The organism is Sporolactobacillus sp. KGMB 08714, from assembly GCF_036598985.1.
GTDB lineage: Bacteria > Bacillota > Bacilli > Bacillales > Sporolactobacillaceae > Sporolactobacillus.
This window is the reverse complement of sequence record NZ_JAUUBW010000023.1, coordinates 95468-122422: the sequence shown is the minus strand read 5'-3', so window position 1 is coordinate 122422 and position 26955 is coordinate 95468. Positions and strand designations below refer to the sequence as shown.

The window sequence follows — 26955 nt, the reverse complement described above, 5'->3', positions numbered from 1 at the left end:
ATCTGAGGGCACAGCAGGAAAATGGGCTAAAGAGATACTCATATTTTTTAGCAGTTTGATCAACAAATCAGAGAAAGAGCATTCGCCGATTCGGCCGATAGAGCACTCATTTTCGCGGATACAACCCCGAATTCGGCCGATAGAGCACCCATTTCCGCCGTTACAACCCCGAATTCGGCCGGTAGAGCACCCATTTCCGCCGTTACAACCCCAGATCCGGCCGGTAGAGCACTCGTTTCCGCCGATACAACTCCGAATTTGGCCGATAGAGCACTCATTTCCGCCGATTCGGCCGATAGAGCACCCATTTCCGCCGTTACAACCCCAGATCCGGCCGGTAGAGCACCCATTTCCGCCGATACAACCCCAGATCCGGCCGATAGAGCACTCGTTTTCGCCGATAGAACTCCGAATTCGGCCGGTTAGAGCACTCGTTTCCGCCGATAGAACTCCGAATCTGGCCGGTAGAGCAACGGAGACGGATGGATGAAATCTCTATCAGCAACATTTTTTCGGCGGCGGCTTCATTCTCTGCCGGGCATGTTCTGTGACGGCCGCCGGGTCCAGTCGATATCGATTTGATAGGGGATCGGGTCAATCAGCCCCGCTTCCTGAAATCCTTTGATCCTCAGCCTGCAGCTGTCGCATGTGCCGCAGGCCTTGTCTCCGCCATTGTAACAGGATGTCGTCAACTGGTAAGGAACCGCGAGCCTCGTTCCAAGCTCGATTGTCTCTTTTTTTGTCAGATGCATCAGCGGTGCCTGAATGGACAGGCCGCGGCTTGTGACCCCTGTTTTTGTGGCCAGATTGATCGTCCGGTTCATACTGTCGATAAATTCAGGGCGGCAATCGGGATAGCCGCTGTAATCAACGGAAGAGACGCCGATAAAGATGGTCTCTGCACCCAGCACTTCTGCATAAGCACTTGCAAGAGAGAGAAAAATCATGTTTCGGGCGGGGACATAGGTGACGGGGATGGCGCTTCCATCTCCGTCCTGCGGCACGCCAATGGACGTATCGGTCAAAGCACTGCCGCCAATTTGCTTAAAAAAGTCGATATTGACAATGCGATGATCTTTCACGCGGTAATAGGCCGCCACCTTTTTCGCCTGAACAACTTCCCGACTGTGACGCTGACCGTAACTGAATGTCAGCGGATAAATTTCAAAGCCTTCCTGATTCGCAATACCCATACATGTTGTGCTGTCCAGCCCTCCGCTGAGCACAGCCACTGCTTTTTTGGCCATTTCAGGCACCTCCCCGGTTTAGATCCTCAATCATTTGCGGCAGCGGTCCGGTAAGTATTTTTTCCGTCCGCTGCCTTGGCCGCGCACAAACGGCACTGCCTTTTTACGAACCTTGGTGTATGTATCCTTTCCCCCGACCGGATGCATTGGATCCAGTGCGGATTCAGCTTTTGGAGCTCAGATTACAGGCCTCTTTAGCATTCCGGCTGGCAAAAAGAAGCGAATGAAAAAAACTCTCCATAACAAAAATGGAGAGCGCAAAGTCGGACGACGTCCCTTGTCCCTTGATAGGCATCCGGACAGGTCCGTGAACCCAACTAACTGGACCACTCGCCGTTCCGAACGCTTTTTCTCAAGAAAAGCAGCCGAATTTTTCAGTTGCAACGCTCCCTAGTTTTGTTTCATGAGGGGCGGGAATTTCGAACCCTCAGTGTGACTATTATAGCAAACTCTCCGGTTCATGAACATACGGGGCTGCCGGCAGAACTATTCGAAAAAAACCTGGCTTCGCAGTCTCCGGCACAGCCTCTGCTGCAAAAGCCGGTACGTCTTCATACCATACCGGCAGGCCCCGGGGTCCGGCCCCTCTAATAGCTGTGCCTTCACAGTAAAAAAGCCCTTACGACTCATGCGGCTCCTGTCGGTTGGCTCATCGGATCAGCGCCGTCGTTTCGGCCCCTCTGTCTCATGAAATTTTCCTGTAGCTCGCCATCATCCACTGATCAATATCTTCGAAACCGAGTTTTTTGTAGATACTGCCGGCCTCCGGGTTGTTATAAAAAAGACACGGTTCTTTGTGTTCCGCCTTCAGAGCAGCAATCGTCTTGATCAGACAGCTGGTCGCATAACCGCGCCGTTTATAGCCCGGCTTTGTACAGACACCGACAATCATCGCTGCTCGGCGCGTCTCGGCCGTTGTCGAGACCGCGCTGACCGGCTCTTCGTTTTTCTCAATATAATAGGTTCTTGAAATACCTTTTTCCATGTTCTCCTGAAAATCGGCGGGATCTACTTTCGGTTCCGAAAACTCTGGGATTGATGCCCGCAGCCGAACGATTTTATCCGCTTCCTCGGGAAAAAGCATTTTTACGTCTTTGCGCATCGACTCTTTATCCAGTACTTCGCGATCTTCACGTTTTGCATAGAAACAAAGTTTTCTATCCTGAGGCGGCTGCCCGATAAAAGGCAGAATCCGCTCAACCATCTCTTTCAGGCCGGAAAGCATCCTCAGTTTCCCGTTGTTCTTGATCACTTCCGACCATGCCTCTCCGTCCAATTGATCGGGATGCTTCGCGTAAGGAATAAAATTATCCCGGTATCGGAGCAGGATACTGATCAGTGCTCCGGTCTCATTAAAGTCTCCCCATACCATCACCGGTTCACCGCCAAAGCCAAACGTTTCAATATCGCCGAGAATGAAAAGATTTTCTGCAGGACGTTCACCTGCAAAATCCATGACGAGCGTTCTGTCCTTTTCCGTTAATTGCCTGATCATCTATACTCTCCTCTCCAGAGGCATTTCAGTCCTGCACATGCCGAGAGACCCTGTGTCATCGTTAACTAATCTTTACTTTTTCTTCATAATTATATATGAAAATTTTACGAAATGGTATGAATAAATCTTGTCATTCATCATGATGAATATAAAATTAATTTTCTTCTATGAATCTGAATATCTCCGCTGCCGCTTAGACACCGGCAATCGGTAAAAACGGCATAGTCATAAAAGCCGGACACTTTATGAAAAAATATGAGCCGCCGGTTTCTTCAGCCCGCCCGAATAGGAATTCAAAAAAACTGCACGCTGAAGAAACCTTTATTTCCAGAAAGCAGCGTTGGAGAGGATAATATTTTTCAAGACGGGGCAGCAGTTTTTGCGCTTAAAACGTTTATCTTCGGCCTAAATCTTCTGCAAAAATTTTCCACGCAATGTCCTGCCATCCGTGCAGCGGCATAATCGTGACGTCCCGCCGGCGGACAGGATTTATCGGCAGCATTTGAAAGAAGCCCTGCGACGTGCCGCTCAGAAAAAATGCAGCAAAAAATGAGAAAGAATAGACGGATTGGATAGGCCATTCTCTCTCATTTTAGCTGTTAAACCGGCTGCCCATCAGAAAAGACCGGCCGGCTGCTTCGACAAGATGAATCATTTCCCGCAGCATCGTTTTTATTAGAATTAAGCCGGTGGCCGCCTGTTCCTCTCAATTACGAAACGATCGGCACAACAGGATGGCGGATTACTGTTTTTCTTTTTTCCGGCATCGATTTTCGCGGATCGGACAGATAAATCTCGTGATGCCTTTTGATCGTTCCGTCCGGCCGGACTGTTGAAATCGCGTTCCTCAGCTGATGACCTTCGATATAGTTTTCCATTTGCGCCATGGTTTCCGATTCTTTCTCAAAAGGACCGATATGCATCATTTGCACGCACAGGCCTTCTTGAAACGTCTGAAACCGGGCTTTCGATACGTCAAGCAGCGGCTTCTTTCTTGCAATCTCTGCACATGCCCAACGGAACACCTCAGCAGTCACAAACTCCGGCTGGCGGATCATCGATGTCCAGCTATAATGATCTTTATCCGATAAGTCAAGCTCCCGGCCGTCCATCCACCACAGCCCTTCAAGCGGCGGCACGACATAATCAAAGTATCCTTGCAGCCGCTGTTTTCCGTTCTTACTCATCTTAATGGTGTAGGAAAGGCCGTATAACAATTCAACCGACGACTGATAGTCTCCTCCTTCATCGTTCGGATTGCCCATTCCGTCGACCATGATGAAAGGCATGGCCGGCACATCAATGAGCACGGGTTTTTTCGGGGGAAGATACAGATCTTTAAACGCATTTTTATAGTCTAATTTATCAGCAGCCATGTTCCTGCCTCCTGCCGATCGGCATGATGATTTCCGTTACGTAGTTATTCGGATTGCCTTTAAATATCCTGCCCGGTCCCTGAACATACACCTCCCGGAAGGGCGTGAGATAGCTGAAATGATGCTTCCCGGCATAGTCCAGAAGAGCTTTATATGCCCTGTTCAGGCTGTTATAGCCGCCCTTATGTTCCGTACAAACGGCTCTGACCGGCGCGGCCGCATCCGCCTGCTTCAGCTGCGCCGGGACTGGCAGACAGCATTCAATATCCGCTTCATCGCTGTATTCAGCCGAGTAGTAGAGGGTAAAGGGGCATCCCTCGGTATGGCTGCCGGCGGCCTTATATAACTTTTCCATATACTTTCCGATATCGCTGTATTTCCCTTTATATTTGATCGATGCCACGGCAATCGGTTCGATATCCCGGATTTCGATTTCGTAATCCGGGCCATTTTCTTCCGCCTGTTTCGGTTTCCTATAAAAGTTAATTTTATCCGGCAGAAATTTTTCTTCCAGAATTCTGTTTTCGATCATCGCCTTCTTTTCCTCAAGAAAATAAGTTAAATCAGAAGGCGTTTCGCAGCGGCCGAGCATATCTTTCATTTCGGAAATGGAAAATTCAAGATTCCGAAGCAGTTTAATCCGTTCTGCTTTTTTAAAATCGGCAGTGTTATAAAATCTGTATCCGTTTTCTTCATTACGAAAAGACGGAGTCAGTATGTTTTGCTCGTCGTAATAGCGCAGCGTTTTAACAGTGAGGTTTGTGATTTTGGAAAACTCCCCGATTTTGTACACGGCCCATACTCGCCTCCTTAGTATAAACGATCCTCCGCACGGGAGAGTCAACTGTTTTTTTTCTAAACGTCTGAACGGTGGGCCCCTTTAAAGCGGGCATCGATTGGATGCTGAAACCGCCGTATACAGACCACCGGGAAGGAGCAGGAAGATAATCGGCCGCCGTCCGGCGGCAATTGTCCGAATCGCTCTTTAAACGGCGGACTGAAACATTTAAACAAATTTCTTTCCTCTTAATTTTTTACAATTTTCAGTGACAAAAGTCAAAATCTTGATGTTTGATTTTTGAGAGGCATTAATGATCTAATTAACAGTACGAAGCCACATCATTACTATGACTGTCATATGAAAAAGAAAAAACATCTAACTCTTGAAGAGGTGAAGAATTGCTGAGAGAAGAGGTTTGAAAAATCGGTGGAGAGACCGGAGATCTTGGCAAAAATAACAGAAGATATGGATTGGTCAGAACACATGAGTTCAGATTGATGGGTTCATGAATTAACTGATCGATTTGTTCATATTGAGTCACTAGATGATAACGATCCATATTGAATGATTCTTTCAAAAACATCCTCAAATTCTAAAATATTTGCATAAAATTTACAATTATCCTCCCTAATTCGACAGTCTTTTTAATTGGCAACGTTTACAATCATAGATGTATTCCAAACTAAGGGGGGAAAATCATCTATGAAACTATTAAAGCTAAAGAAAATTATACTGACAGTTATTGTCCACTTTGTTTTTCGGCTCATTCGCCCTATTCGCAACTTCAGCTAGTGCTGCCACGCCAGCTACAACTATACCAAAAGTTAGCGTATCACCTTCGTTTGCCCCATCTGCATCTTTAAACAATGTTGATTTACAAAATACAAGTAACACAACACCTAAAAAGATCATCTCGTTCATGATGAATCCTGGATCAGGTGGTGGGGGTGGCATTACCTATGTAACGGGCTGGCAATATTGGGGAACACTTAAATACTCTAAAAAATTTTTAGCCGTAACGAGATCTGCTGTAATAGCGGGAGTTACTCAGTTTATACCTTTTGCATCAATTAGGGCCATCTCAGTCATCGCAAACACTTTTCTCGCGGCATATGCTCCCAACGAATATGTCACAGAAAAAATTTATAGAATATGGCTAGTAAATAGAATCAATGGCGGTAGAATTGTACTAAAGGAAAGAACAGATTATTATTTCTATAGTAATTCAGCACGGACACACTTCATAGGTAAAATAAGTAGAACTTACAACAAATAAAAAGGATACTAAATATGAACAACAAAGTCTTCGTTTCGATCAAGGTTTTTTCTCTAGTTCTTCTCCTAATCTATATTTTCATACGTCCTGATGCCGGTGGAAATTATTACATGCCGGGATTGATTGCCTATGTGGTTATCAACATGACCGTAGACGTTTTAAATTATAGATTATTAAAAAAAAAAAAAACCATGAATGGGCACGATTTTAAGTGCCCGTTTTGCCTGTTATACGTCACTAAAAGTTTTTCCCTTCAAATCAAACCGTTCTTTGTCTAGATCCTGTGAACGGACACTAGGTAACCACGTCTTTTCAACTCTTTTTCATACACCTTGATTGACGCCTTAACTCAGCTGAATTCTTGGCAATGATTAAAGGGACAGCCATCCACAACGCTTTTACAGACAGATTTGTGATTTCCGAAAATTTCCTTGTTTGTACACAATCCCGTTCCTTATTTTCAGTCTAAACGACCCGCCGCGCAGGCGGGTCAGCGGCTATCCTGCGCTCCTTATTTGAGAGAGTGGATAATTATTATGACAAAAAAGATACGCTTTGTCTGCTTCACTGGACTGAGACATTTTCTTACACTTTTTCCATCGACATGATGTCAATGAAGTTCCTCGCTGCACCATTTGGGCCGTCCTTTTAATTAGAACGCACATTCTCTATAATAAAGATAGAGAAATGTCTCCATATTCAGATGTGAACAAGAAAACTTCCCGGCCGGTGCCGTACAGAATCCGCTGCGGCGGGGTTCACCGTCCCGGGCTTGGCAGAAATAGGCGATGCCTTTTCGGCGGCAAGAGTGGATAAGTTCAAAAATGAAAGCGCTTCATATTGTGTTTCCTTAAGAGTTTACCTATTCTACCGCAATCACACAGACAATCGAGCATTCAGACAAACAACGAGGGGGGTTGTTAAGATGATGAAACAGGAAAGCATGCCATTTGAAATCAATGCCGACATAAAAAAAAACGATGATCAAATTTCTAGTGTCCGCTTCAAAGCGATTGAAATCCGACACGGCAGACTTTATGTCGGATGCTTCCGCCGTGGAAACAGTGCACCAGATGCGCCTTGAAATCAGAAAGATACGCTCCCTCTTATTCTTTATCAAAAAAATGATCACAAGCGGCTGCTACGATTCATTAAACGGCGGACTGAAACATTTAAACAAATCTCTGGCAGCCATACGGGATTTAGATATTCTCATTTCGAACTGCAGCCGCTTCAACAAATCGAGCGTCCTGAGCAGCATTGTCCGGGCAGAGCGGCTGGATTTATCGGACAGTCTGCGCAAGAAACTGGCAGGCCCGGACGGAAAATCCAAAATAGTGCCCATTGACTGGCCGGCGGCGATTGAATGGAATGATTCGGCCCGTCTTGAAACGGCCGTTTCCGATTATGTCCGGAGCGAACTGAGCGTCATGTTAAAAAAATACTTAAAACTGGGCAGAAAAACCGATTTTTCCGCACCCGATCAATTGCATCGGTTCCGAATCGCGGGTAAAAAAATCAAAACGATCCTGGAGTTATTTCTCCCGATTCTGGATATGAAGGGTCAAAAACTCTACCGAAGGCTCAAAAAACTGCTTCAGACGATCGGAGACATCCATGACTTCCAAACTTCCTGCGCTATTGTGCTGGAACTATCCGAAAAAAATTCCGTTCCTTCGGATGAAGTCCGTCAATCCGCCGATTATTTGAGAAAAAGTGAAAAAAGAAAGGCAAAATCCCTCGATAGCGATTGGCACAGCACCAAAAAAATGATCAAAATTTATAGGCTGACGCGGTAGGAACCAAACTGCTTCTGCTTATTTCCGCCGTTTTCCTTTATCTGTTCCTTTTCGGTGAAGAAGGCGCCTTTTTAAACGACCCGATGATTTGCCGGCTGCCGTTTTTTTTATTATAAGGAAGGCATTGGAAATAGCCGTTTACGGAGATGGCCAAAGAGGGAGCCTGCCCGGTATAATACGTGGATCCTCGGGATCGGCCTCCCATTGGACAGCCAGCAGATGCCTCAAAGGTTTTTAAAAATTTGTTGCAGAAGCGGCCGAACGCGGGATCCCGTTCGGCCTGAGACGGCACAGCCCTCGCTAATACGGTAAAGCCGGGTTTTCCGATCGACGGTGTTTTACCGGGCCTTGTCCGCGGTCTTCTACTATTAGTTAAGCCCTTAAATAAAATAATGCAGAAAGCGGAATCTTTAAGAGTTTCTGGTCAAAAAAGGGTATGCCAAAGGAGGCCTGGCCCGGTGGATCTTTTCAGTCAGGCGGATAGAGGATAGAAACGTACAGCGGACTATCTTCGAATGGCCAGGCCATAGTCATAGGTTTGATTATGGGTCACCGGGAGGTATAGAGTCCGAATCAATCGATGTACCGCCGCAGCGGCAGTCTTCTTGGTTTTGGCGCCGGAAATTGCTTTTTTGTGATGACAGCCGGCGCGGCGGAACTAATCAAACGATTGTTTCGTGTTTGAGATGGCCTGGAGGCCGGGCAGACCATTCGATTCCAGACAAGCCATCCCGCTGTCCGTACCTCTGCACAGAACGAACCATTTCGCGAATTAATGTAAATAGAGCGGGGATCTGATAGGATTCGTTGAATGCGCAGATTTTATTGATCGATGGCGATCAAACAAAACAGGCCGCCCCATCGCCGGAAGCCCGGCCGATGTGCTGCCTGTTTAAAAGCTTTTTATTGACCCTTATCAGCGATTATCGATTTTTTCAGGATACATGTCGTGCCTTGAAAGCCTGTCAAAAGCGACTTTTTCCCAGACGGTGCCCTTCTTGCCGTAATTGACATAAGGATCGATGCTGATCCCGCCCCGCGGCAGGAACTTGCCCCACACTTCCAAATATTCGGGATCCATCAGGGCAATCAGATCATCGGCGATCTTATTGATGCAGTCCTCATGAAAATCGCCGTGATTGCGGAAACTGAACAGATAAAGTTTCAGCGATTTGCTTTCGACCATCCGTTCAGCCGGAACATAGCTGATATGCAAGGTCGCAAAATCCGGCTGATGGGTAATCGGGCAGAGACTCGTAAACTCCGGAAAATTGAATTTTACGAAATAATCCCGGCCCGGATGCGCGTTTTCAAATGTTTCCAGCACGCCCGGGTCGTAGTCGAAAATGTAGTTTGTTGCTTTATTGCCGAGCTGAGTGAGCCCTTCTTTTTTTCTGTCCGTCATGATCGGCGCCTCCCAGTGCTTCAATTATTATGCTTGTCAGCGAATCTCCGAAACCGCTGCAGCCGGCCGTCCTTTTCCCCTCGCCCAGTGAACGGCCAGATAGATAAGCGGAACACCGATGACCGAGTAGGAGAATTTGAGAATATACTCGCTGCCAATGGTTGAAAGAATGACGGCAAGAGGCAGCGTGCCGGAAAAACCGACGAACATGAATACCGTGGAATCGGCCAGCTGGCTGACAGCGGTGCTCATCCAGCTGCGCAGCCACAGCTTTCTTCCATTCGTACGCTCCTTCAGCCGGATGAAAATGGCAATATCAAGCATTTGCGAGACAGTATAGCCGCAGAGAGACGCGAAAACCACTCTCGGCACGGCACCGAGCACGGCCGCATAGGCCCGCTGGCCGCTCCAGAACGGAGACGGCGGCAGATGAACCGCAGCCTGCAGCAGCAAAGTAAAGAGAATATTCGCCGCCAGCCCGATCCAGACGATTTTGCGGGCGACTTGCTTGCCCCAGATTTCCGTCATGCTATCCAGGATGAGAAAAGTTAAGGGATAGATAATAATGCCGGAGGTCATTGACCATCCGCCGAGTGAGAAAATTTTTGATGCTGCGAGGTTGGCGGCGATCAGGCAGGTGGCAAAAAGCATCGCCAGGATGAGCAGTCTGAAGGGGACGCCGGCAGTTTGTTTTGTGTGATCCATTCGTTATCGCTCCCGTAGTTTTTTTGCTAAGGCAGAGGAGGGTTTCGAACTCTGCCGTCCAATTTACGCTCTCTATTGTAATGATAAAACGTGGATCGGGCAAGATTCAGTTCTTTTTTCTTCCGATTTCTGAAGATTTGTTTATAATATTTTATAGTACATTTTTACCTGCCTGGGTAAAAAGTATGAGCAGCGTCCTTCTGATCGCGACACAGGTTAAACCCGCGGAACAAGAAGCCCGTGTCTGCCAAAAAAGCAGATGAAAACGGATTCCTGTCAAAAACAATAAAGAGATCGTGTATCATCCCGCTTTCAGCCCTTATGCCGTCCGTCTGCAGGCCCTCAGGCACCTGAACATCCTGCAACATCCCACAGCGGCGGGCAAAGGCCCGGTTTAAACCTCCCCTAAATCTACTGATCTGAAAGAAGGAACTGATCGTGCCGATCCTTCATATTGATGATTACCGTCTTCATTATGATTATCGCTATCTGGATAAAAAAAATCCGACCCTGCTGCTGCTTCATGATCTGAGCGTTGATTCAACGGTCTGGCACGCACTTGTTCCGTTTCTGGATCCGTCCTTTAACATTCTCGTCTATGATTATTTCGGCCATGGGAAAACGACGGACAGTGCCGGCCCCGTTTCATTTGAAAAGCTTTTCCGTGAAATACTGTCGCTGATGCACACACTGCGCCTTGACACCGTCCATCTGGCAGGCAGCGGATTCGGCGGCGTGCTTGCTTTTCTGTTCGCGGAAAACTATCCCCGCCTCGTACGGACACTGAGCTTTATGTCCATGCCCTTTTATGTCCCGGAAGAAATCTATAGAAAAGAATTACACACGATCATTCGGCTGTTTACAGTCGACCGCCGCTTATTGACCCAAAAGATTGTTGCGGAAAATGTGTATCCGGTTACTCCCGGAAAAACAACGCTGATCACAAATGCGTTCAACCGTGTGTCGGCCCGGAATTTCGAACAGATCATTACTGTGATGACGGATCAGACATTTGCCGATCGCTTCAGCCTGATTCGGGAAATGAGCCGCTTAAAACTGCCGGTTCTGATTATGAGCGGCGAATTCGACCCGTTATTCCCGGCAAATCTGTCCGTCATTCTTGCCTCACAACTGCCAAACGGCAGAGGACTCATTATTCCCGAGGCTTCGCATCTCATCGAACTGGATCAGCCGAAAATTGTGGCTGCCCGTTTAAATTTTTTTATTCGCGGCCAAAAGGCGCCTTTCCCCTTCTCCGCAGCCCACCAAAAAGCGGCAGACGAATTAAAAAGGATTCTTGACAAAGGATTCAGTGAACTGCACATCCGCCGTCCCTCTTTGAGAATGACGGTCATGAAGGGCACCGTTGAGATACTTTGGGATGAGCGCCCCATTGAAGGCAAGTGGAATCAGCGCCACGCCAGGGAACTGCTTTTCTACATCATCATGAATCACGGCTCTGTGACCCGTACGGCTTTGATCGACACATTCATGCCCGAGCTTGCCGCTTCTCAGGCAAAAACCCGTCTGCGCGTCCAGTTGAACCACCTGAACAAAATTTTTCAGCATTCGCTCGATCACGCACTGATGATCAGCCGGGAAGCGGTCGCCCTTAACGTAAAATTCGAATGCGATCTGCTCGATTTCATGGAAGACCTTAAACCGCTGCTTCTGAAGGAGATTCCGCTCGCCGCACGCACTGAACAGTTTATTCATAAACTGAATATCTATAATCCTTCCTGTCTTGCCGTCTTCCAGGATGAGTGGAGCGGTTCACTGATTGAAAAACTGGAAATTCGGCTTTCACAAATCATGATTCGTTTATTGGAGGAACTGGAATCCGAGGATCAGACTTTGCTGGCTAAGGAAATGCTCAAGGCGGGGACGGCAGTCGAACCCTACGACGGATTCTGTAAGGAAAAACTGGATCATCTCAGCTGAGGGAACGGATCCGGCCGCATAGGGTGCGACGCGGCTGCGGATTCCGCAGGGAGCGGTCCCATTGGTCAGGGCGGGAGCTTATCGGGCGGAGCGGATCAGATTTTTTAACACATCGCGCCGGGCCGTTAGCCATACTTTTACGTATAAAAAAGGCTGTCAAGAGCCTAAAAGAAAAGAACCGGAGTGGCTCCGGTCCTTTTTGATAGTGTTGTCCGGCTTTCTCCTCGTGGAACTCCTTTCGGACTTTCTTCAGGAAGTCACGGCCGAATTCATCCAGGACTTTTTCCAGCCTTTTTAAATTGAAATCGCGGGCATCGTTTTAGCGAATGCCCGCTTTTGACGGATCGGCATCAGATTTCTTCAAAAATTCTGCCGGGGACGAGGAAGGCTCCGGAATTTTACCCGGAACGGGACCGCTTCGTCCGTCGGGACGATCGAGCGCATTGATCGTTTCCTCTTCATTATCTGCCAGCGCGAGGCTGTAAGCGCTGGTGTTTCGGCGCGATCCGCGACGGCGTTTTTAGGATATCCGGCCAAACAATGGTCTTGTTGTTAAAAAATAGTCGCACATCACTTTTACCGGCACATTCATGCACACCGGATTCAGTGAATGGGTGCTGAACCCGCTCACCGTTTCGGCCTCAATTTTCAGTTTTGCATTCACGCTTTAAATTTCGGATCGGATCCGGCCTTGACACGGCCGCCGTTCAACTGACATTAGACCCGCTTCGGATTCCGGGAAAAGCCGGCAGCCGAATTAGGTGCTCTTCCGGCTGAATTTCTAGTCTTTCGGTCAGATTTATCAGTTTTTCGGCCGGTTCCGGCGTCTTTCCGGCCAGGTTCGGCATGCGGGCGTCTTTTTGCTGCCCGCCGGTTTTTCCGGCCTTTCAATCAAACGTAATGACGATTTTTCCGCGCGCATGATGCGTCTCGCTCAAGGCGTGGGCTTCTTTGATTCCCTGTTCTGAAAAAGAAAATTCGGAGCCGACGACTGCTTTCACCTTTCCGGATGCAAGCAGACCGGCTATTTCGCTGAGCTGTTTGCCGTTTTCCTTGAGCCAGATCGATACCGCCGACACCCCGTAATGTTCGGCGAGCGTCCGGTCGGGCGCATTGGTAATGGAAACGAGCCTGCCCATGCCTTTTTTCAGCACTTTAAAGCTTGCCTTCTGAATCTCTCCGCCCATCGTATCAAACACAACATCAATATTCGAGAGCACATTTTCAAAATGCGCCGTGTGATAATCGATAACTTCGTCAGCGCCCAGCGATTTCAGAAAATCGCTGTTTTCCGCTCCGGCCGTGGCAATCACATACGCTCCCCGTGCCTTTGCGAACTGCACAGCCAAGCTGCCGACACCGCCTGCTCCGGCATGAATCAGCACTTTTTCCCCGGATTTCAGATCGGCATGATCAAATAGGGCCTGCCAAGCCGTCAATCCGGCGAGCGGGACAGAAGCTGCCTCGGCGAACGAAATATTTTCCGGAATGCGGGCAAGCAGATCGTCATCCACGGCTGTATATTGGGCATAGGTTCCGAATCGCGTGGTCGCCGGCCGCGCAAAGACACGGTCGCCTCTCTTCCATCCGGCGGCCTGCTCGCCGACTTCCGTAATGATTCCGGCAGCATCCCAACCGAGTATTATCGGGAATGGCCAGTCAAACATTTGTTTCAGAAAACCCTCACGCAGCTTCCAGTCAATCGGATTGACCGACGTCGCGGACAATTTCACGATCACTTGGTGCGGGCCGGGAACCGGTTTTTCAACTTGAACTTCATGTAATTCTTCTTTGCCTCCATATCGATCGATGACAACGGCTTTCATAAAAAGTAAAACCTCCTGCGTCTGTTATAAAGCCATCATAACCCGACCGGTGCGGAAAGGAAAAGAATCTGCTTCTTTGCGGTGTTATTTTGCACCGGAGTCTGAAATGGCTCCGCCGGCAGTGGCAAACTGCGGGCGGAGCGATGCGTTTTCTGAACCGGACGATGCCAGACACCGCCGCCCATGACCTTGCCTCTATTTTTCGGGTGAGCAGCAAAGCCCGGCCGGAACCGTGACTGCCGGTTTCCGGAATCAGCCCTATGGCTGTTTTCCAGCAAATACGGTGCAACCGGCGGCGGGCATACGTTATAATAAGACGAGATACAGATTGAAAGGTGCGATGCGCAATGTCTCTCCTCCTTGATCAGCCTGTCTGGCGAGTGATCGACCAATCTTCACTTGGCAGCGGTTTTGACGGCAGACAGTCTTTTGCTGTTGATGATACACTGTGCCGGTCGGTCGGTGCAGGAGAGTCTCCGTGCACGGCCAGGCTGTGGGTGCATCGCCGGACGGTCATGCTCGGTATTCAGGATACGCGGCTTCCGCACTTGAACGATGCACTTCAGGTCCTTCGTCGCGCCGGCTACCGCTATGCGGTCAGAAATTCCGGCGGGCTGGCCGTTGTACTGGATGACGATGTACTGAATCTCACGCTGATTTTTTCCGAAAAAGAACAGCCGCTGTCGATTGACGAATCATTTCAGGCGATGGTCGACTTTACAAAAAAAATGCTGACACCGTTTGCCATTTCGTTCGAAACCGGAGAAATCGCCCGTTCTTATTGTCCGGGGCGCTATGATCTCAGCACCAAGGGGCGAAAATTTGCCGGCATCTCGCAGCGCCGGATCAGAAACGGCGTCGCCGTGCAGATCTATCTGTGCGTGGGCGGCAGCGGGCCGGAACGGGCGCGGCTAATCCGCAACTTTTACAAAATGGGTCTTCAAGGAGAGAAAACCCGCTTCGCCTACCCGAATATCGATCCGCTCGTGATGGCTTCACTCGCGGAAATCAGCGGTCAGAGACTGACTGTCTCCATGATCATCACTGCCATTCTCCGGACTTTACAGTCACTCGGCCGAGTCGTGCCGTCTGCTCTTTCCGATCGCGAGAGCAGGCAGTTCGGCATCTATTACGAGCGGATGATCCGCCGCAATGAAAAAGCGTTCGGCAACGATGCCATCCATCCGCAGCAGGATTGAACGGCGGCCCTCTTTTTGGACCGGCCGGCTTCGAAATTATTTAATATGATGATTAGCTTATTTTATAGAGAGGGCGACGTTAAGATTACCCATGAATTTTTTTAGAAAAAGCAGCTGTATCCTGCTGGCATTCGTGATTGGCCTGGGACTGGCCGCATGCGCCCAAAATTCGGCCGATCATTCGGATCAGCAGAAGTCCAGAATTGACACTTCCGCCACTCAGAAGAACCAGGCAAAGACATCATCGACGCAGGCAAATTCAGCATCCCATGCCTCCGTTAATTGGAACGCTCCGTCCGGAGGTGCTTATCCCGTCCTGAAAAAAGGCGAAAACATCTGGCTCGACGTCTCGATCAAACAGCAAAAAGTGTATATAAAAACCGGCAACAGGACGCTGTACACCATGATCGTTTCGACAGGGCTGGGTACCGACCCGGACAACGCGACACCGACCGGTACCTATTACATTCAGGCCGAACGCGGCCAATGGTTCTATACCCCTCAATATAATGAAGGGGCTAAATACTGGGTCTCTTGGAAAAACCACGGCGAATTCCTTTTTCACAGTGTGCCGATGGACAAAAATCAGCATGTGCTCACTGCCGATGCCGAAAAGCTGGGTCAGAAAGATTCGCACGGCTGCATTCATTTGACTGTTCCGGATGCGAAATGGGTGTACGAGCATGTGCCTTTTAATACAAAAGTGGTCATCCAGGCCTGATTGAGGAACCGGACAATTAAAAAGCCGTTGAAATCCCTTTATTACTGGAGATTTCAGCGGCTTCATTTCACTTTTTTTATCCCGTACTCTCATCCGCGGCAGGCAGGCCGCGATACTTTTCGGCTGGATCGCTGTGCCGTCCTCTGCCCAGTTGGCCGGACAGGATTGATTTTCTGCCGGCTTGACCCGACGGCGGAAAATGATTCAGGCGTAACCCTCTGCAAGCATCCCTGCACCGCCGACCTTCAGCAGCGTCCTTTTCAGCTGTTTCACATGATCGCCCTCCACGACAACCAGACAATCGTTTTCCCGCGATAGATTGGCAAACAGAAAAGAGAGCAATTCCGGCAATTGATGGACCTTCTCTACTTTGTTTTTCCCATAGACATAGACAGTCTGTCCCATTTTTTCACAGTAACGGTAGAAACGAATCATCGGTTTTACCCGAAACGCCGCCGCACAGACCTTAAATGAAAAAATGTTTTTCATGATCTTTCCTCCTTACTGGCTTAACCGCGATTGTGCACCGCATCCTCATCGGACAAAAACATCGTACAACGCAATTTTTAACTTTTCCTGAAAGATCTATCCCTTTATCATCTTAGCCCGAGATCCCTTTCAAAAGATAAATTTTGGGAAAAAATCGACTTTTATACCGAACCGGACCTTTTAATTTTCGGACCGGCCGATCCGGAAACAGCATCAACTTTCGGACAGCCGGCCCGGATAAATAAAACCTGCTGTTTGGCAGGCCTTTAAAAATAGGCAATGGCCCGCTGTGACAGCTGGCGGTCGGATTCGGGGCGGTCACTCCTATTTGGTGCGACTATAACCGGATTCGGGGCGACTTTCCTCTATTTCGGGGCGGCTGTACCCGGTTTCGGGGCGACTTCTCTCTATTTCGGGGCGACTATAACCGGATTCGGGGCGACCGCTCCTATTTGGTGCGACTATAACCGGATTGGGGCAACTTTTCTCTATTTCGGGGCGTCTCTAGCCGGATTTGGGGCGACTTTTCTCTATTTCGGGGCGTCTCTAGCCCGTTTCGGGGCGACTTTTTTCTATTTCGGGGCGGCTCTAGCCCGTTTCGGGGCGACCACTTCTATTTGGTGCGTCTCTAGCCGGATTTGGGGCAACTTTTCTCTATTTCGGGGCGTCTCTAGCCGGATTCGGGGCGGCCGCCCCTTTTCATGGCGACTTCCCAGCGATATTCTCTCTATGATTCATACGAATACACGGCAAGCTGAAGAAAAGGTCAGGTGTTTCCGCCATTTAACGCCTTTCCGCGCAGAATATCCCCCCTTTTCGCCGGAACATTCGAAAGAATAAACCGGCGCTCATACAGGCCGATCGCTTTTCAGAATAAATGAAAGCGTATTCACGCAGCAGCACGGCTGGATACATGAATTGAGGAAATAAACATTTTTATTAATAAAAAATCCGCACCGTCATTGCAGGCGCGGACTCAACAATACTTTTAAGCATGCAAACGTTCAGGCTTTGATATCCCGTTTCGTGTAAAACAGCCAGCCGATAATCACAAAAACAACATAATAGACGGCGAGCACGGCCAGCGAGAAGCCGAGTGTCATGTCGCTGCGCAGCGGCGTCCCCGTTGTGTACTGCGTCAGATCGGTGTTGGCGAACAGGACATATTTCACCCAGCTGTAGCTCTCAAGAAGCGAGATGATGATCGAGGAGGCCATCAGCAGGAAAATAGACAGACCGATTGCCAGCCCGCCGTTGCGGAAGACCGAGGCGATCAGTCCGGCAAGCGTGACCATCATGAACAGCGATACACAGCTCAGCAAATAGTTTTTCCAGATCGCAAGCACCCAGCTTGTTTCGTACACCTTGCCGTTAATATAGCTCAGATGAGCTTCGGTGACTCCGCCAAATCCGAACATGATACCCCCGATCAGCCAGGAAAAGACAAAGAGGACAACCAGGCAGAAGACGGCAAACAGTAAAGCCGAAAGATATTTGGACAGCAGCACCTGCGTTCGATAGATCGGCCGGATCAGCAGCAGCTTAATCGTTCCGGTATCGAATTCGCTGGCAATCGAGGTCGAAACGACAATGATCGTGAAAATACTGATCAACAGGGCGGCATTGGGCGCAGACTGTTCGATAAAGCTCCACAGGGTCATCCCCGATGCCGGCTTGAGATTATGATCGATCCGGTACTGGTTTGTGGCAATCGTCTGCTTGTAATAATTGACGGCCTGCTTACTTCCTTTAACCTGCGCCATCTCGCGCTGATAGGCCTTATTTTGCAGCGCCAGAGTCTGCTTCCACTGGGGATTCTCCTTGGGCGCCGGCTGATTCAGTTTAATGATCAGTCCGGCGGCCAGAATGATGCCAAGCAGGATGATCAGCATCACTTTGGTGGCATTCCTGCGGTAAATTTTCATATTTTCATTTTGAATGAGTGCGAAAAAGTTAGACAAGGCCTTTCCCTCCAGTCACTTCCAGGAATCTGTCTTCCAGTGATTTGGTTACCGAAACGACGCCGTAGATCTTCACCTTGGACATGACCAGCGTATCGATGACAACCGGAATCTTTTCGCGATGGATTGCCAGCTCAATCGCCTGAGCCTCGACCGCATCTGCTTCGATCGCCAGTTTTTCTTTAATCACCTGAGCAGCCATGGTACCATCGTCAACAGTTAGGCGGACTTTTTCTCCGCCTTCCTGAACGAATGCATGGACCGTTTCCACGCCGAGCAGCTTGCCTTCCTGGATAATGCCGATTCGGTCGCACATCAGCTGCATCTCCGAAAGCAGGTGGCTGGAGACGATCACCGCGACGTCTTCTTTGCGCGTCAGGTCGTGCAGATAATTGCGCAGATCGCGGATGCCCTGCGGGTCGAGTCCGTTGGTCGGTTCATCGAGAATCAGAACGGACGGACGGTGAAGCAGGGCCTGAGCCAGGCCGAGCCTCTGCCGCATCCCCAGCGAGTAGCGTTTGACTTTTTCGTTAATCCGCTCTTTCAGGCCGACCAGACCGACGACTTCGTCGATCCGTTTCCGGTCGATTCCCGGGATCATCCGCGCATAATGGATAAGGTTCTGATAGCCGGTCAAGAATTTGTACATCTCCGGATTCTCAACGATCGCTCCGACCTGGCGCATCGCCTGTTTAAATTCGCCTCTTACACTGTGCCCCTGGATGAAAATATTGCCTTTCGTCATCCGCATCAGACCGACGACCATTCGGATCGTTGTCGTTTTCCCTGCACCGTTCGGGCCGAGAAAGCCAAAAACCTCGCCGCCGTAGATTTCAAAGCTCAGATCATCAATCACCGTCCTGCTGCCGAATTTCTTGGTCACGTGTTCCAATTTGACCGCAGGTTTCTTCCCGGTTTCGGCCTTATTGTTCATACTCTTTCACCATCCAATCGACTAAACTGAGATTTTCCTTGCTGCGAATTTCTTCGACACTTTTCATATCAAGAATTTCGCCATTTCTGATCAGGATGACCGTGTCCAGCAGCGGTTCGACTTCATGAAGCTCATGCGTCGTCAGCACAACCGTCTGTTTTTCAAGATCGATGAACGAAATCAGCCCTTTGATGATCGAGCGGCGAACCATCGGATCAAGCCCCGACAGCGGTTCGTCCATGAGGATGAACGGCGCGTCTCTGGACAGTGTGACGACAATCTTCAGCCGGCCGCGATTGCCCTTTGATAAGTGCCTGACTTTCTGGTCACGGTCCAGCTTCATGAAGTCGATCATCTTCTCCGCCTTTGCCCGATTGAAATCACTGAACGTCTGCTCGTAAAAATCGAGCGTCTGTTTTACCGTGAAAAAAGTATAGTAGGCGTCCAGTTCCGACAAAAAAGCGACTTTCGTACAGATCTTCCTGCTTGCCATGACGCCGTCGACAAGCACCGTTCCCTTTGTCGGACGGATGAGGCCGGAGATCAATTTGAGCGTCGTCGACTTCCCGCTTCCGTTCGAGCCGATCAGGCCGACAATATGTCCCGGTTCAATCTGCAGGCTGACGTCCCTCAGCGCCCTTTTTGTCAGATAGCGTTTCGATACATGCTCCAGCTGGATCATTGCCTTCCCTCCCCTGTACTATTTTCGTCAAAGTAGTGCTTCAGCCCTTCCAGCATTTCGGCCTCCGAATAACCCATTTCGTTCATTTCGCAAACGAAGGCGGAGATATGCCGTTTCTTCAGCTCATTGCGCATCCGGCCAAGTGCCTCCTGATTTTCCGTCACATAGGTCCCCTGCCCTCTGCGCTTCTCCACAATACCCTCCTCCTCCAGCTCGCGATAGGTTCTTTGTACCGTATTCGGATTCACACCCGAAGCAATCGCCAGATCCCGCACGGACGGCAGCCGCTCGCCGACGCCGATTTCTCCGCGGATGATTCTGTTCTTGATGCGCTCGCCAAGCTGGAGATAGATCGGTACAGAGGGGTTAAACGTTTCTGCCATCTTCCATACCCTCTTTCGTACGATTTCCGGTACAGATTTTTAAAACATTTCCAGTCTGTGATCCATCAGCCAGGCCGATAAAGCAAAGAAAAGCGCCATGACGAAAAGATCCAACACGTAACTGCCGAGATATACCGGATCCGAATAAACATGCACGCCGGATGAGATCCAATAATCAACAAACCCTGTCGGCAATTTCCCCCATTCTGTGATGGCTGCAAAAATTCCATATTGCGTAAGTTTAACTAACAGAAAGACAGCGGCTCCCATGCCCGCAATCATGATCGCCCACGCCGCACGGCCCATTCTCGATCTTAGGCAGAGAAAAACCAGCCATAGAAAGATAAAAACAATCCCTATGTAAATCGCAATCCAGTAAATATAAGCAATAACCAGGATGCCGGTCCGATAGATATGCATCCCATGGGACAACGGGATTGGACCTGACATCAGATACCCGATCCATGTATAGATTCCAATCACAAGGAGCGAAAACGTCATGTAGATGATGCCGCTGACGAGTTTTGCGGCCAGCAGCGACCAACCGGGCAGCGGATTGTGCAGCCACAAATGAAAAGTCTTTTTTTCCATAGAGACATTGACAACCATGTAACCAAATAGATAAAGAAAATGAAACCCGATTAAAATCAGGCCGGTTACAGCCATCGCTGTACGGCTGCCGCTTCGATAGGCCAGATAAATGCCAAGAGCCATCACGGCAGCCTGAGATATGAGGAAAATCAAAAAGCCAGGGCCTCCAAGCCGCATCTCCTTTTTTAATAAGGCCGTCCAAGCCGCCATCGTCAACCCCCCAGTTACTGATTTATCTTTGTTTTGCTGTGCTAGTTAAATAGTACACTAGGCGGAAAATCATGTCAATTCAAAAATAGAAAATTTAAGACATAAAACAAAAACCGGGCATCCGCTCGGCTCATGTATCCGGCCGGACGGGGGTGTGAATCCGTCATTCGTTCATTAGAGCAGGTATAGGCATAGCGAGCGGCAATAGATTTCTTAAACGGGATCATGCGCAGATGGTGTTAAAATCCGAAAACGGCCGCAATCTGCTGCGTATGCCGACATCCTGACGAAAATCGTCCGTATAGGCTGGAGAATCTATACTCTTATCCAATAACCGCCGCTCTATCGTCAGTAAACTGCCCACTATCAACAGTTACAGTCAAAGAATCATCGGTTAAGCGCTGAATATTAACAGTAATGGCCAAAGGATCAATAAGCGTGAATGATCAGAACTGAGAAAAAATATTTAACAGGCACCGGCCCCTTTCAACAGCAGCGGACGGGCATGGGCCGTACACGGAACGCCATCCGCCGGCCTGGATGAGTCCCCGCAGATTTTTGGGGCCGGCTGACGGCACAGTTTATAAGAAAGGTTATTACAAGCAAAAATTTTTACATAATGTTAAAACAACTACTATCACTCCGGAGGCCGCTGCTTCCCCGTGTGTCAATGCCCGGCATGGCCTTTATAGACGATAAAAGTAATTTGTAAAGCGGCAAAAAATCATCATTATCTGATAATATGACAATAAAAATATATTGTAACCAGTATAACATGTTATACTGGTTACAAAAGCATTTGAGGTCCTATCATGAATTGGATAACGATTATCTATCAGATTCCAAGAGAAATGCATAAGAACAGGATGGCTGTTTGGAGAAAGCTCAAGTCGATTGCCGCGCTCAATGTTTTGCAATCGATTTGGATACTTCCGGAATCCGAAGCTGCAAAATCAGAACTAAAAGCCCTTGAAAAACAGATCAGCGAGAACGGCGGCAAATCCATCTATTGTGTCACGGTGATCGAAGACGAGGCCCAAAATCAAAAAATAATCGACGGTTTCAACAGTGAACGGAAACAGGATTTTAAAGAATTCTTTGATAAATGTGATGATTTCGAGCATGAAATAAAACGCGAAACGGAAAGAGAAAACTTTACCTATGCAGAAGTCGAAGAGAACGAGCACGAAATTAAAAAACTGCACATCTGGCTGAACAAGATCATCCGAAAAGACTATTTCGATTGCTCCTTCAAATCCGAAGCAGCTGAGAGACTGAAGAAGTCCGAAGATTTGTTGAGCCGGTTCAGTGACGAGGTATACAACAGAAATGATGAATAATCTGATAAGCAGGATCCGGCTATGGGCCAGACAAATGAAGATGAACATTTCTGCGTTGTGGCTGGCGTATCAGGACAAGCGAACACCGGGTTACGCAAAAATCTTACCCATTATCATCGTGGGATATGCCTTCAGCCCGATTGACCTGATTCCCGATTTCATACCCGTTCTGGGATTTGTCGACGATGCAATTGTTCTTCCCGCCCTTATTTGGCTTGCTATCCGGCTGATTCCATCTGAGATTATGGAAGATTGCCGTGAAAGGGCCCAAAAACTTGAAACGGACAAAGAGCCGAAAAATTATGTTGTTTCCGCCGTAATCGTCCTGTTCTGGCTTGCAATTCTGAGCGCTGCAGCTGTGGCAATCATTAAGTTATTACACAGAGAGTCGTGATTTGAATGATGAACAATATGAAAAAAGCCGCTTATTCTTTTATCATTCTGCTGGGAATTGTAAGCCTTCTGTCTGACATGGCCTACGAAGGTGCAAGAAGTATCATCGGTCCTTACCTCGGACTCCTTGGTGCGACCGCCGCAACGGTCGGTTTTGTCTCAGGGCTGGGTGAATTTATCGGATACGCTCTTCGGCTGGTTACCGGATTTATCAGCGACAGAACGAAAAAGTATTGGACGATGACAATCGTTGGCTACGCAATGAATATTATAGCCATCCCGTTACTCGCAATCGTTCCCGCAAACGGCTGGATTTACGCCTGTGGACTAATTATTCTCGAACGGCTCGGCAAGGCGATCCGAACACCCTCCAAAAGCACGCTGGTTTCCTTTGCCGCAAGTGAAGTAGGCGCGGGAAAGGGATTCGCCATTCAGGAAGCACTTGATCAACTCGGTGCATTTATAAGCCCGGTCATTCTTTTTGTTATCCTGACGTTGAAAGGTTCGTCCGGTACAAAAAATGCATACGCCGTTTGCTTTTTGGTGCTTGGCATCGCCGCCATACTCTCTGTTATTATGTTACTGATATCAAAAAAAATCTATCCGACACCGGATGCATTTGATAGAACCAAAGAAGCCGAAGGAAAGATTCATTTTAAACACTCATTCTGGTTTTACATGGTGTCTATTAGTTTGATTGCCGCCGGATTTGCCGATTTCTCGCTGATATCTTATCATCTGGTGCATCAGAATCTTTTCGCAGACAATATGATTCCTGCTCTTTATGCCGTTGCAATGGGAGTCGACGCTTTGTCCGCCCTGTTTTTCGGATGGCTCTACGATAAAAAAGGATTGCTTTCGCTCATCATAGCAACAGCTATCTCGGCATGCTTTGCACCATTTGTATTCCTCACCGGAAACACGGCGCTCATTATCGTTGGAATCATCTTTTGGGGAATCGGAATGGGCGCGCAGGAATCCATCATGCAATCGATCGTCACAGGCCTTGTCGCCAAAAATCACCGTGCAACCGGCTTTGGCATATTTAATACCGCATTCGGGCTGTTCTGGTTTATGGGCAGTTTTATCATGGGTGCCATCTACAGTATTTCATTGCCGGCTTTGGCTGGAATATCGGTGCTTCTGCAGCTTGGCGCTATTCCGGTTCTGTTTATAGTCCGCAATCATGTGACGGGAAAATAAAACGCTAATGGCTAAAATAATATACTGACAAAATCGTCAACAATTGCTGGCTTTTTTTGTGTTTTATTTCGACTAAATACGATAGGTTCAAATAAATTTGAAAGATAAAAATTATGTGGGAAAGGGGAGCGGGCAAGCTCCCTTTTCACAAAGCAGCATTCATATTTTAGACATGATTTCGTCATGGGCAATCAAGTTTTTGATGGATTATTTTATCTGCGGCAATCGTTTTCGTTACGTTCATTCCTTACGGAAACATTTCACGGTGAAAGAAAACGCCGATAAGAAATTGATCCAATCTTAAGGACCGGGCGGATGCAGTCCCCCGGCCGCGTTTCACTGTCCCGTCCTTTGTATGCTATAATAAACCGAAGAAAAATTGGAGTAAACGGAGTGGAACAATCTCGATGCTTGATTACCAGCAAAAACTGTCAATTATTGAATCATTTCCCGAACTTAAGAAAAAAGAAGTCTCGCTCGGAAGGATTAATTTCCAATATGCGGATAGCGTCGCAGATAAAAAGAACGTCATTTATCATCTGCATCCCAATGGCAACGGCTACGTCTACGCTAAGGATATCGACGGATACGAACCCGATGCAAAGGGCATGGTCAACATCCGGGATTTCTCGGAGGAAGAATTGCGCGGGATCATTAAAAAGGCGATTCATGCCCTGTCCGCAGAAGGCGCCTATGAGGCCGCAACCGCCGGAGGAGTCGATCATGAAATCTGGATAAACCGCAGCGGCCAGAGTCTGGAGGTGATTTACGAAAACGAGCTTTGGAATGTCTATGCCGGAGAACTGCTGGACGGCACCTTCCGGACATATCTCGAGGCACGGGAATACTTGATCGAAGAAGGCTTCCGTCCGGAAAAGACTAAAAAGGGCCGTTCCTGAACCCGGCCGGACAGTCATTTTAAGAAAAGACAATCGGCTGCCGACATCGGTGACTATTTTTCAACAAAAAATCTGCGGTCGTTTAGCCGCACACAACATATGAGCCGGCCGGCAGATAGAGTGGATAAATTCGAGAACAGTTTGAACAGGAAGCGAAGGAACTTTTCCAGCCGGTTCAGAGGAAAAGTTCCTTTTTTCTGCGCCGCGATTCAATCAAAATTCGGCGAATTTTCCCATTTAATGTTAAAACGGCACAATAGCTCCCCAATGTCACGCTATCTGCTTTAACAAATTATCGAAGACTGTTTTATCGAAATTTGAGTATCACATCCGGTTGATCTCATTTCGGAGTATTCGTTTGATTTTGTTACTCATGGTCTCCCTGCCAGCGGTGCTAATGTGGACTCGCACCCGGTAAACGGCCTTGCCGATTTTCTTCACAAACGGGGCATTTTCTTCTTTTACGATAGGCGGGACAGCAGCAGATGTAGTGGAGTTGTCGATGGCTTTTTTGTTCATAGGCACCCCGGCACTAATCATCAAATGGGAATTTACTGGCCTTAAAGGGGCACTTTCCGGGCCTTGAAAAACAAACACACAGGCCCCCTGTCGGCGCGTGACTGGAAGCCTTGATTTATCAGGTTTTTCCCAGTCCTAAATACGCAGAAATCACGTATCGTTTCCGTTGTCTCGCGGCGCTCCACACGGCAACGCCCCCGTCCGGCAACAGTCCTCGCTCGGTTGGAGCTGAGGAGGAACAGCGCCTCGCATAGGACCAGTGTTTTTCACTCCCTCAGTAGAGTAGGGCGCTTTCCAGTCTCTTATCCAGCGGGAGAACGGCCGCTTGGAACCCTCGACACAGTGGGGAGTAGAAAATACTCTGAACGCAGATCCATTTCTCTCCATCGTCTAGTGCGATGCAATTTCCGTTATCATAGTTGCAGCACTCGTGCACCAACTACTGCGCCCATCGGTATCGGCGTAGTCCATGATAGGACTAGGTTCAGGTTCATTAACCATAGAAATTAAGATGCCACTTAGAGCATATAACACCAAAAACGGTAAAATTTTTTCACAGACAGGCGCTTACCTGAAGAGGATACAAATTATTCCCGGTCATCGGACCGTTCACCCGAATCAGCAAAAAATTGCGGAGCTGTCCATCAACAGGGACAGCTCCGCAATAAGGAAACCGGTTCAATCTTGCTTGACCTATTTTAGAATTTAAGCTCTTTATCACTATTATTTTACCGAAACAGCAATCTGCACCAGGCTCATCGGATCGGCAGCATCCGTGAGCTGGTAGACGGTCCGGCCGTCCTGCCACATGGCCAGGCTTTTCCGGCTATCCGTATAAACCTGAATCATGCCGTATTGATGCGGAACAGGCAGCAGATATACATCCAGATAGGCAACGACACTTTTCGCCAGACTGATTGCTTTGACCTGATCGGGCGTCGGAGACAGGGCCATCAGTGTCCAGCGCCCTTCATTCCAAGAGACGCCGGCCGTACCGGCTCCCGCCGACGTGTAGCCGGTTATCCGGTGGCCGAGATCGGTCGACTGGCCGTCGGAAGCACCATAGCGGTGAAAAGAAATCTGCTTCCCGGCTTCTGCGTCGCTTGAATAAACAGTGGCCTTCAGTGTGACAAGAGTCCGGGCCTGCGAAAGCGACGGGTCATTCACTTTCAGCGGACGGGCCGTTTGTTTGTAAGTGACCGTATAACCGGAAGAAGTGTGCTGCGCAAGCGCCGAAATATAATAACCCTTCGGAACAGGAACCATCTGCGGAAGTTTAAGGCCTGCCGTCGTTTTCAGTGCCGACCGGATTTCCTGCTGAGTCTGTTCAAGCGACCCTTGTTCAACGGACGAGCCGTTCGACGAGGCGCTGCTTTCCGTTCGAGCATTCCGGCTGGCAGCCGTGCTGCTGCCCGCTTCCGAGTTTTGTACCTGGCTCTGTCCGGCTGAACTTTTGGCTCCGCCTGAACTTCCGGCGCTGCCGTTCGCACAGCCGGCAATCAAGAAAACAGCCGATACCGCGGCGATCAGGGCACTCAGTTTCTTCATTGTGCATCCCCTCCCTGGCTTAAAACGGATGA

At 48.7% G+C, this 26955-nt stretch carries 27 protein-coding genes; 9 read left to right on the top strand and 18 right to left on the bottom strand.

The genetic code is table 11. The features are described from left to right. Positions 1–59 precede the first annotated feature (59 nt). The 6 genes from Q6A92_RS11360 to Q6A92_RS11335 all read right to left on the bottom strand — a co-directional run bounded on the left by Q6A92_RS11360 (position 60) and on the right by Q6A92_RS11335 (position 5820). Positions 60–350, bottom strand: coding sequence for a hypothetical protein (locus Q6A92_RS11360; protein ID WP_332238232.1), 291 nt, complete (start codon positions 348–350; stop codon positions 60–62). A 174-nt stretch (positions 351–524) separates the two neighbouring features. Continuing rightward, the gene (queC, locus tag Q6A92_RS11355; protein ID WP_332238231.1) at positions 525–1247 is read right to left on the bottom strand and encodes a 7-cyano-7-deazaguanine synthase QueC; all 723 of its coding nucleotides are present in this window, start codon (positions 1245–1247) and stop codon (positions 525–527) included. A gap of 685 nt (positions 1248–1932) precedes the next feature. Next, on the bottom strand, positions 1933–2742 hold the full coding sequence (locus Q6A92_RS11350; protein ID WP_332238230.1) for a GNAT family N-acetyltransferase: 810 nt from the start codon (positions 2740–2742) through the stop codon (positions 1933–1935). Positions 2743–3452: 710 nt separating this feature from the next. Further along, positions 3453–4118, bottom strand: a complete 666-nt coding sequence (locus tag Q6A92_RS11345; RefSeq protein ID WP_274398923.1) for a GyrI-like domain-containing protein — start codon at positions 4116–4118, stop codon at positions 3453–3455. Then, positions 4108–4911, bottom strand: coding sequence for a MerR family transcriptional regulator (locus Q6A92_RS11340; protein WP_274398925.1), 804 nt, complete (start codon positions 4909–4911; stop codon positions 4108–4110). The genes Q6A92_RS11345 and Q6A92_RS11340 overlap by 11 nt, the downstream gene beginning before the upstream one ends. 705 nt (positions 4912–5616) lie before the next feature. Beyond that, complete coding sequence (locus tag Q6A92_RS11335; protein WP_332238229.1) at positions 5617–5820, bottom strand: hypothetical protein; 204 nt, start codon at positions 5818–5820, stop codon at positions 5617–5619. 1280 nt (positions 5821–7100) lie between these two features. Between Q6A92_RS11335 and Q6A92_RS11330 the strand changes: the two genes are divergently transcribed. Beyond that, positions 7101–7259 (top strand): hypothetical protein, encoded by a 159-nt coding sequence (locus Q6A92_RS11330; RefSeq protein ID WP_332238228.1) that lies wholly within the window; start codon positions 7101–7103, stop codon positions 7257–7259. Next, positions 7231–7974 carry a CHAD domain-containing protein gene (locus tag Q6A92_RS11325; protein ID WP_332238227.1) on the top strand — a complete coding sequence of 248 codons (744 nt, stop codon included), beginning with the start codon at positions 7231–7233 and terminating at the stop codon, positions 7972–7974. Before Q6A92_RS11330 ends, Q6A92_RS11325 begins: the two co-directional genes overlap by 29 nt. A 916-nt stretch (positions 7975–8890) precedes the next feature. Here Q6A92_RS11325 and queF read toward each other — a convergent pair. Further along, positions 8891–9379 carry a preQ(1) synthase gene (gene queF / locus Q6A92_RS11320; RefSeq protein WP_274398932.1) on the bottom strand — a complete coding sequence of 163 codons (489 nt, stop codon included), beginning with the start codon at positions 9377–9379 and terminating at the stop codon, positions 8891–8893. A 36-nt stretch (positions 9380–9415) separates the two neighbouring features. Then, a complete protein-coding gene (locus Q6A92_RS11315; protein ID WP_274398934.1) occupies positions 9416–10084 on the bottom strand; it encodes a queuosine precursor transporter in 669 nt (222 codons plus the stop codon). A gap of 438 nt (positions 10085–10522) precedes the next feature. Here Q6A92_RS11315 and Q6A92_RS11310 point away from each other — a divergent pair, with 438 nt between their 5' ends. Beyond that, positions 10523–12025 carry an alpha/beta hydrolase gene (locus Q6A92_RS11310; RefSeq protein ID WP_274398936.1) on the top strand — a complete coding sequence of 501 codons (1503 nt, stop codon included), beginning with the start codon at positions 10523–10525 and terminating at the stop codon, positions 12023–12025. A gap of 887 nt (positions 12026–12912) precedes the next feature. Here the strand turns inward: Q6A92_RS11310 and Q6A92_RS11305 are convergent. Continuing rightward, entirely contained in the window at positions 12913–13851 is a 939-nt protein-coding gene (locus tag Q6A92_RS11305; RefSeq protein WP_274398937.1) for an NADP-dependent oxidoreductase, read from the bottom strand. A gap of 347 nt (positions 13852–14198) precedes the next feature. Here Q6A92_RS11305 and Q6A92_RS11300 point away from each other — a divergent pair, with 347 nt between their 5' ends. Further along, the gene (locus tag Q6A92_RS11300) at positions 14199–15050 is read left to right on the top strand and encodes a lipoate--protein ligase family protein (protein ID WP_332238226.1); all 852 of its coding nucleotides are present in this window, start codon (positions 14199–14201) and stop codon (positions 15048–15050) included. 91 nt (positions 15051–15141) lie between these two features. Beyond that, the gene (locus Q6A92_RS11295; RefSeq protein ID WP_332238225.1) at positions 15142–15771 is read left to right on the top strand and encodes a L,D-transpeptidase; all 630 of its coding nucleotides are present in this window, start codon (positions 15142–15144) and stop codon (positions 15769–15771) included. Positions 15772–15975: 204 nt separating this feature from the next. Here the strand turns inward: Q6A92_RS11295 and Q6A92_RS11290 are convergent, their stop codons facing one another. The 6 genes from Q6A92_RS11290 to Q6A92_RS11265 all read right to left on the bottom strand — a co-directional run bounded on the left by Q6A92_RS11290 (position 15976) and on the right by Q6A92_RS11265 (position 21021). After that, positions 15976–16260, bottom strand: coding sequence for a hypothetical protein (locus Q6A92_RS11290; RefSeq protein WP_274398941.1), 285 nt, complete (start codon positions 16258–16260; stop codon positions 15976–15978). Between the two features lie 1004 nt (positions 16261–17264). Further along, positions 17265–18221 (bottom strand): ABC transporter permease, encoded by a 957-nt coding sequence (locus Q6A92_RS11285; RefSeq protein ID WP_274398942.1) that lies wholly within the window; start codon positions 18219–18221, stop codon positions 17265–17267. Continuing rightward, complete coding sequence (locus Q6A92_RS11280) at positions 18214–19155, bottom strand: ABC transporter ATP-binding protein (protein WP_332238224.1); 942 nt, start codon at positions 19153–19155, stop codon at positions 18214–18216. The genes Q6A92_RS11285 and Q6A92_RS11280 overlap by 8 nt, the downstream gene beginning before the upstream one ends. Further along, positions 19145–19837, bottom strand: coding sequence for an ABC transporter ATP-binding protein (locus Q6A92_RS11275; RefSeq protein ID WP_332238223.1), 693 nt, complete (start codon positions 19835–19837; stop codon positions 19145–19147). Before Q6A92_RS11275 ends, Q6A92_RS11280 begins: the two co-directional genes overlap by 11 nt. Next, the gene (locus Q6A92_RS11270; protein ID WP_274398945.1) at positions 19834–20220 is read right to left on the bottom strand and encodes a GntR family transcriptional regulator; all 387 of its coding nucleotides are present in this window, start codon (positions 20218–20220) and stop codon (positions 19834–19836) included. Before Q6A92_RS11270 ends, Q6A92_RS11275 begins: the two co-directional genes overlap by 4 nt. A gap of 39 nt (positions 20221–20259) precedes the next feature. Beyond that, entirely contained in the window at positions 20260–21021 is a 762-nt protein-coding gene (locus tag Q6A92_RS11265; RefSeq protein WP_274398946.1) for a hypothetical protein, read from the bottom strand. Between the two features lie 812 nt (positions 21022–21833). Between Q6A92_RS11265 and Q6A92_RS11260 the strand changes: the two genes are divergently transcribed. From Q6A92_RS11260 to Q6A92_RS11245, 4 genes are all read left to right on the top strand, one after another. Continuing rightward, entirely contained in the window at positions 21834–22361 is a 528-nt protein-coding gene (locus Q6A92_RS11260; protein WP_332238222.1) for a Chromate resistance protein ChrB, read from the top strand. Between the two features lie 34 nt (positions 22362–22395). Beyond that, positions 22396–22755: a YkvA family protein gene (locus Q6A92_RS11255; protein ID WP_274398948.1), complete on the top strand. Its 360-nt coding sequence runs from the start codon at positions 22396–22398 to the stop codon at positions 22753–22755. A 5-nt stretch (positions 22756–22760) separates the two neighbouring features. Then, entirely contained in the window at positions 22761–23957 is a 1197-nt protein-coding gene (locus tag Q6A92_RS11250) for an MFS transporter (protein WP_332238221.1), read from the top strand. A 407-nt stretch (positions 23958–24364) separates the two neighbouring features. Then, positions 24365–24856 carry a hypothetical protein gene (locus tag Q6A92_RS11245; RefSeq protein ID WP_332238220.1) on the top strand — a complete coding sequence of 164 codons (492 nt, stop codon included), beginning with the start codon at positions 24365–24367 and terminating at the stop codon, positions 24854–24856. A 324-nt stretch (positions 24857–25180) separates the two neighbouring features. Here Q6A92_RS11245 and Q6A92_RS11240 read toward each other — a convergent pair whose 3' ends face one another. From Q6A92_RS11240 to Q6A92_RS11230, 3 genes are all read right to left on the bottom strand, one after another. After that, on the bottom strand, positions 25181–25453 hold the full coding sequence (locus tag Q6A92_RS11240; protein ID WP_274398953.1) for a transposon-encoded TnpW family protein: 273 nt from the start codon (positions 25451–25453) through the stop codon (positions 25181–25183). A 196-nt stretch (positions 25454–25649) separates the two neighbouring features. Then, positions 25650–25811: a cysteine-rich VLP protein gene (locus Q6A92_RS11235; protein WP_274399197.1), complete on the bottom strand. Its 162-nt coding sequence runs from the start codon at positions 25809–25811 to the stop codon at positions 25650–25652. Positions 25812–26098: 287 nt separating this feature from the next. After that, a complete protein-coding gene (locus Q6A92_RS11230) occupies positions 26099–26923 on the bottom strand; it encodes a hypothetical protein (protein WP_274398954.1) in 825 nt (274 codons plus the stop codon). Between the last annotated feature and the right edge of the window lie 32 nt (positions 26924–26955).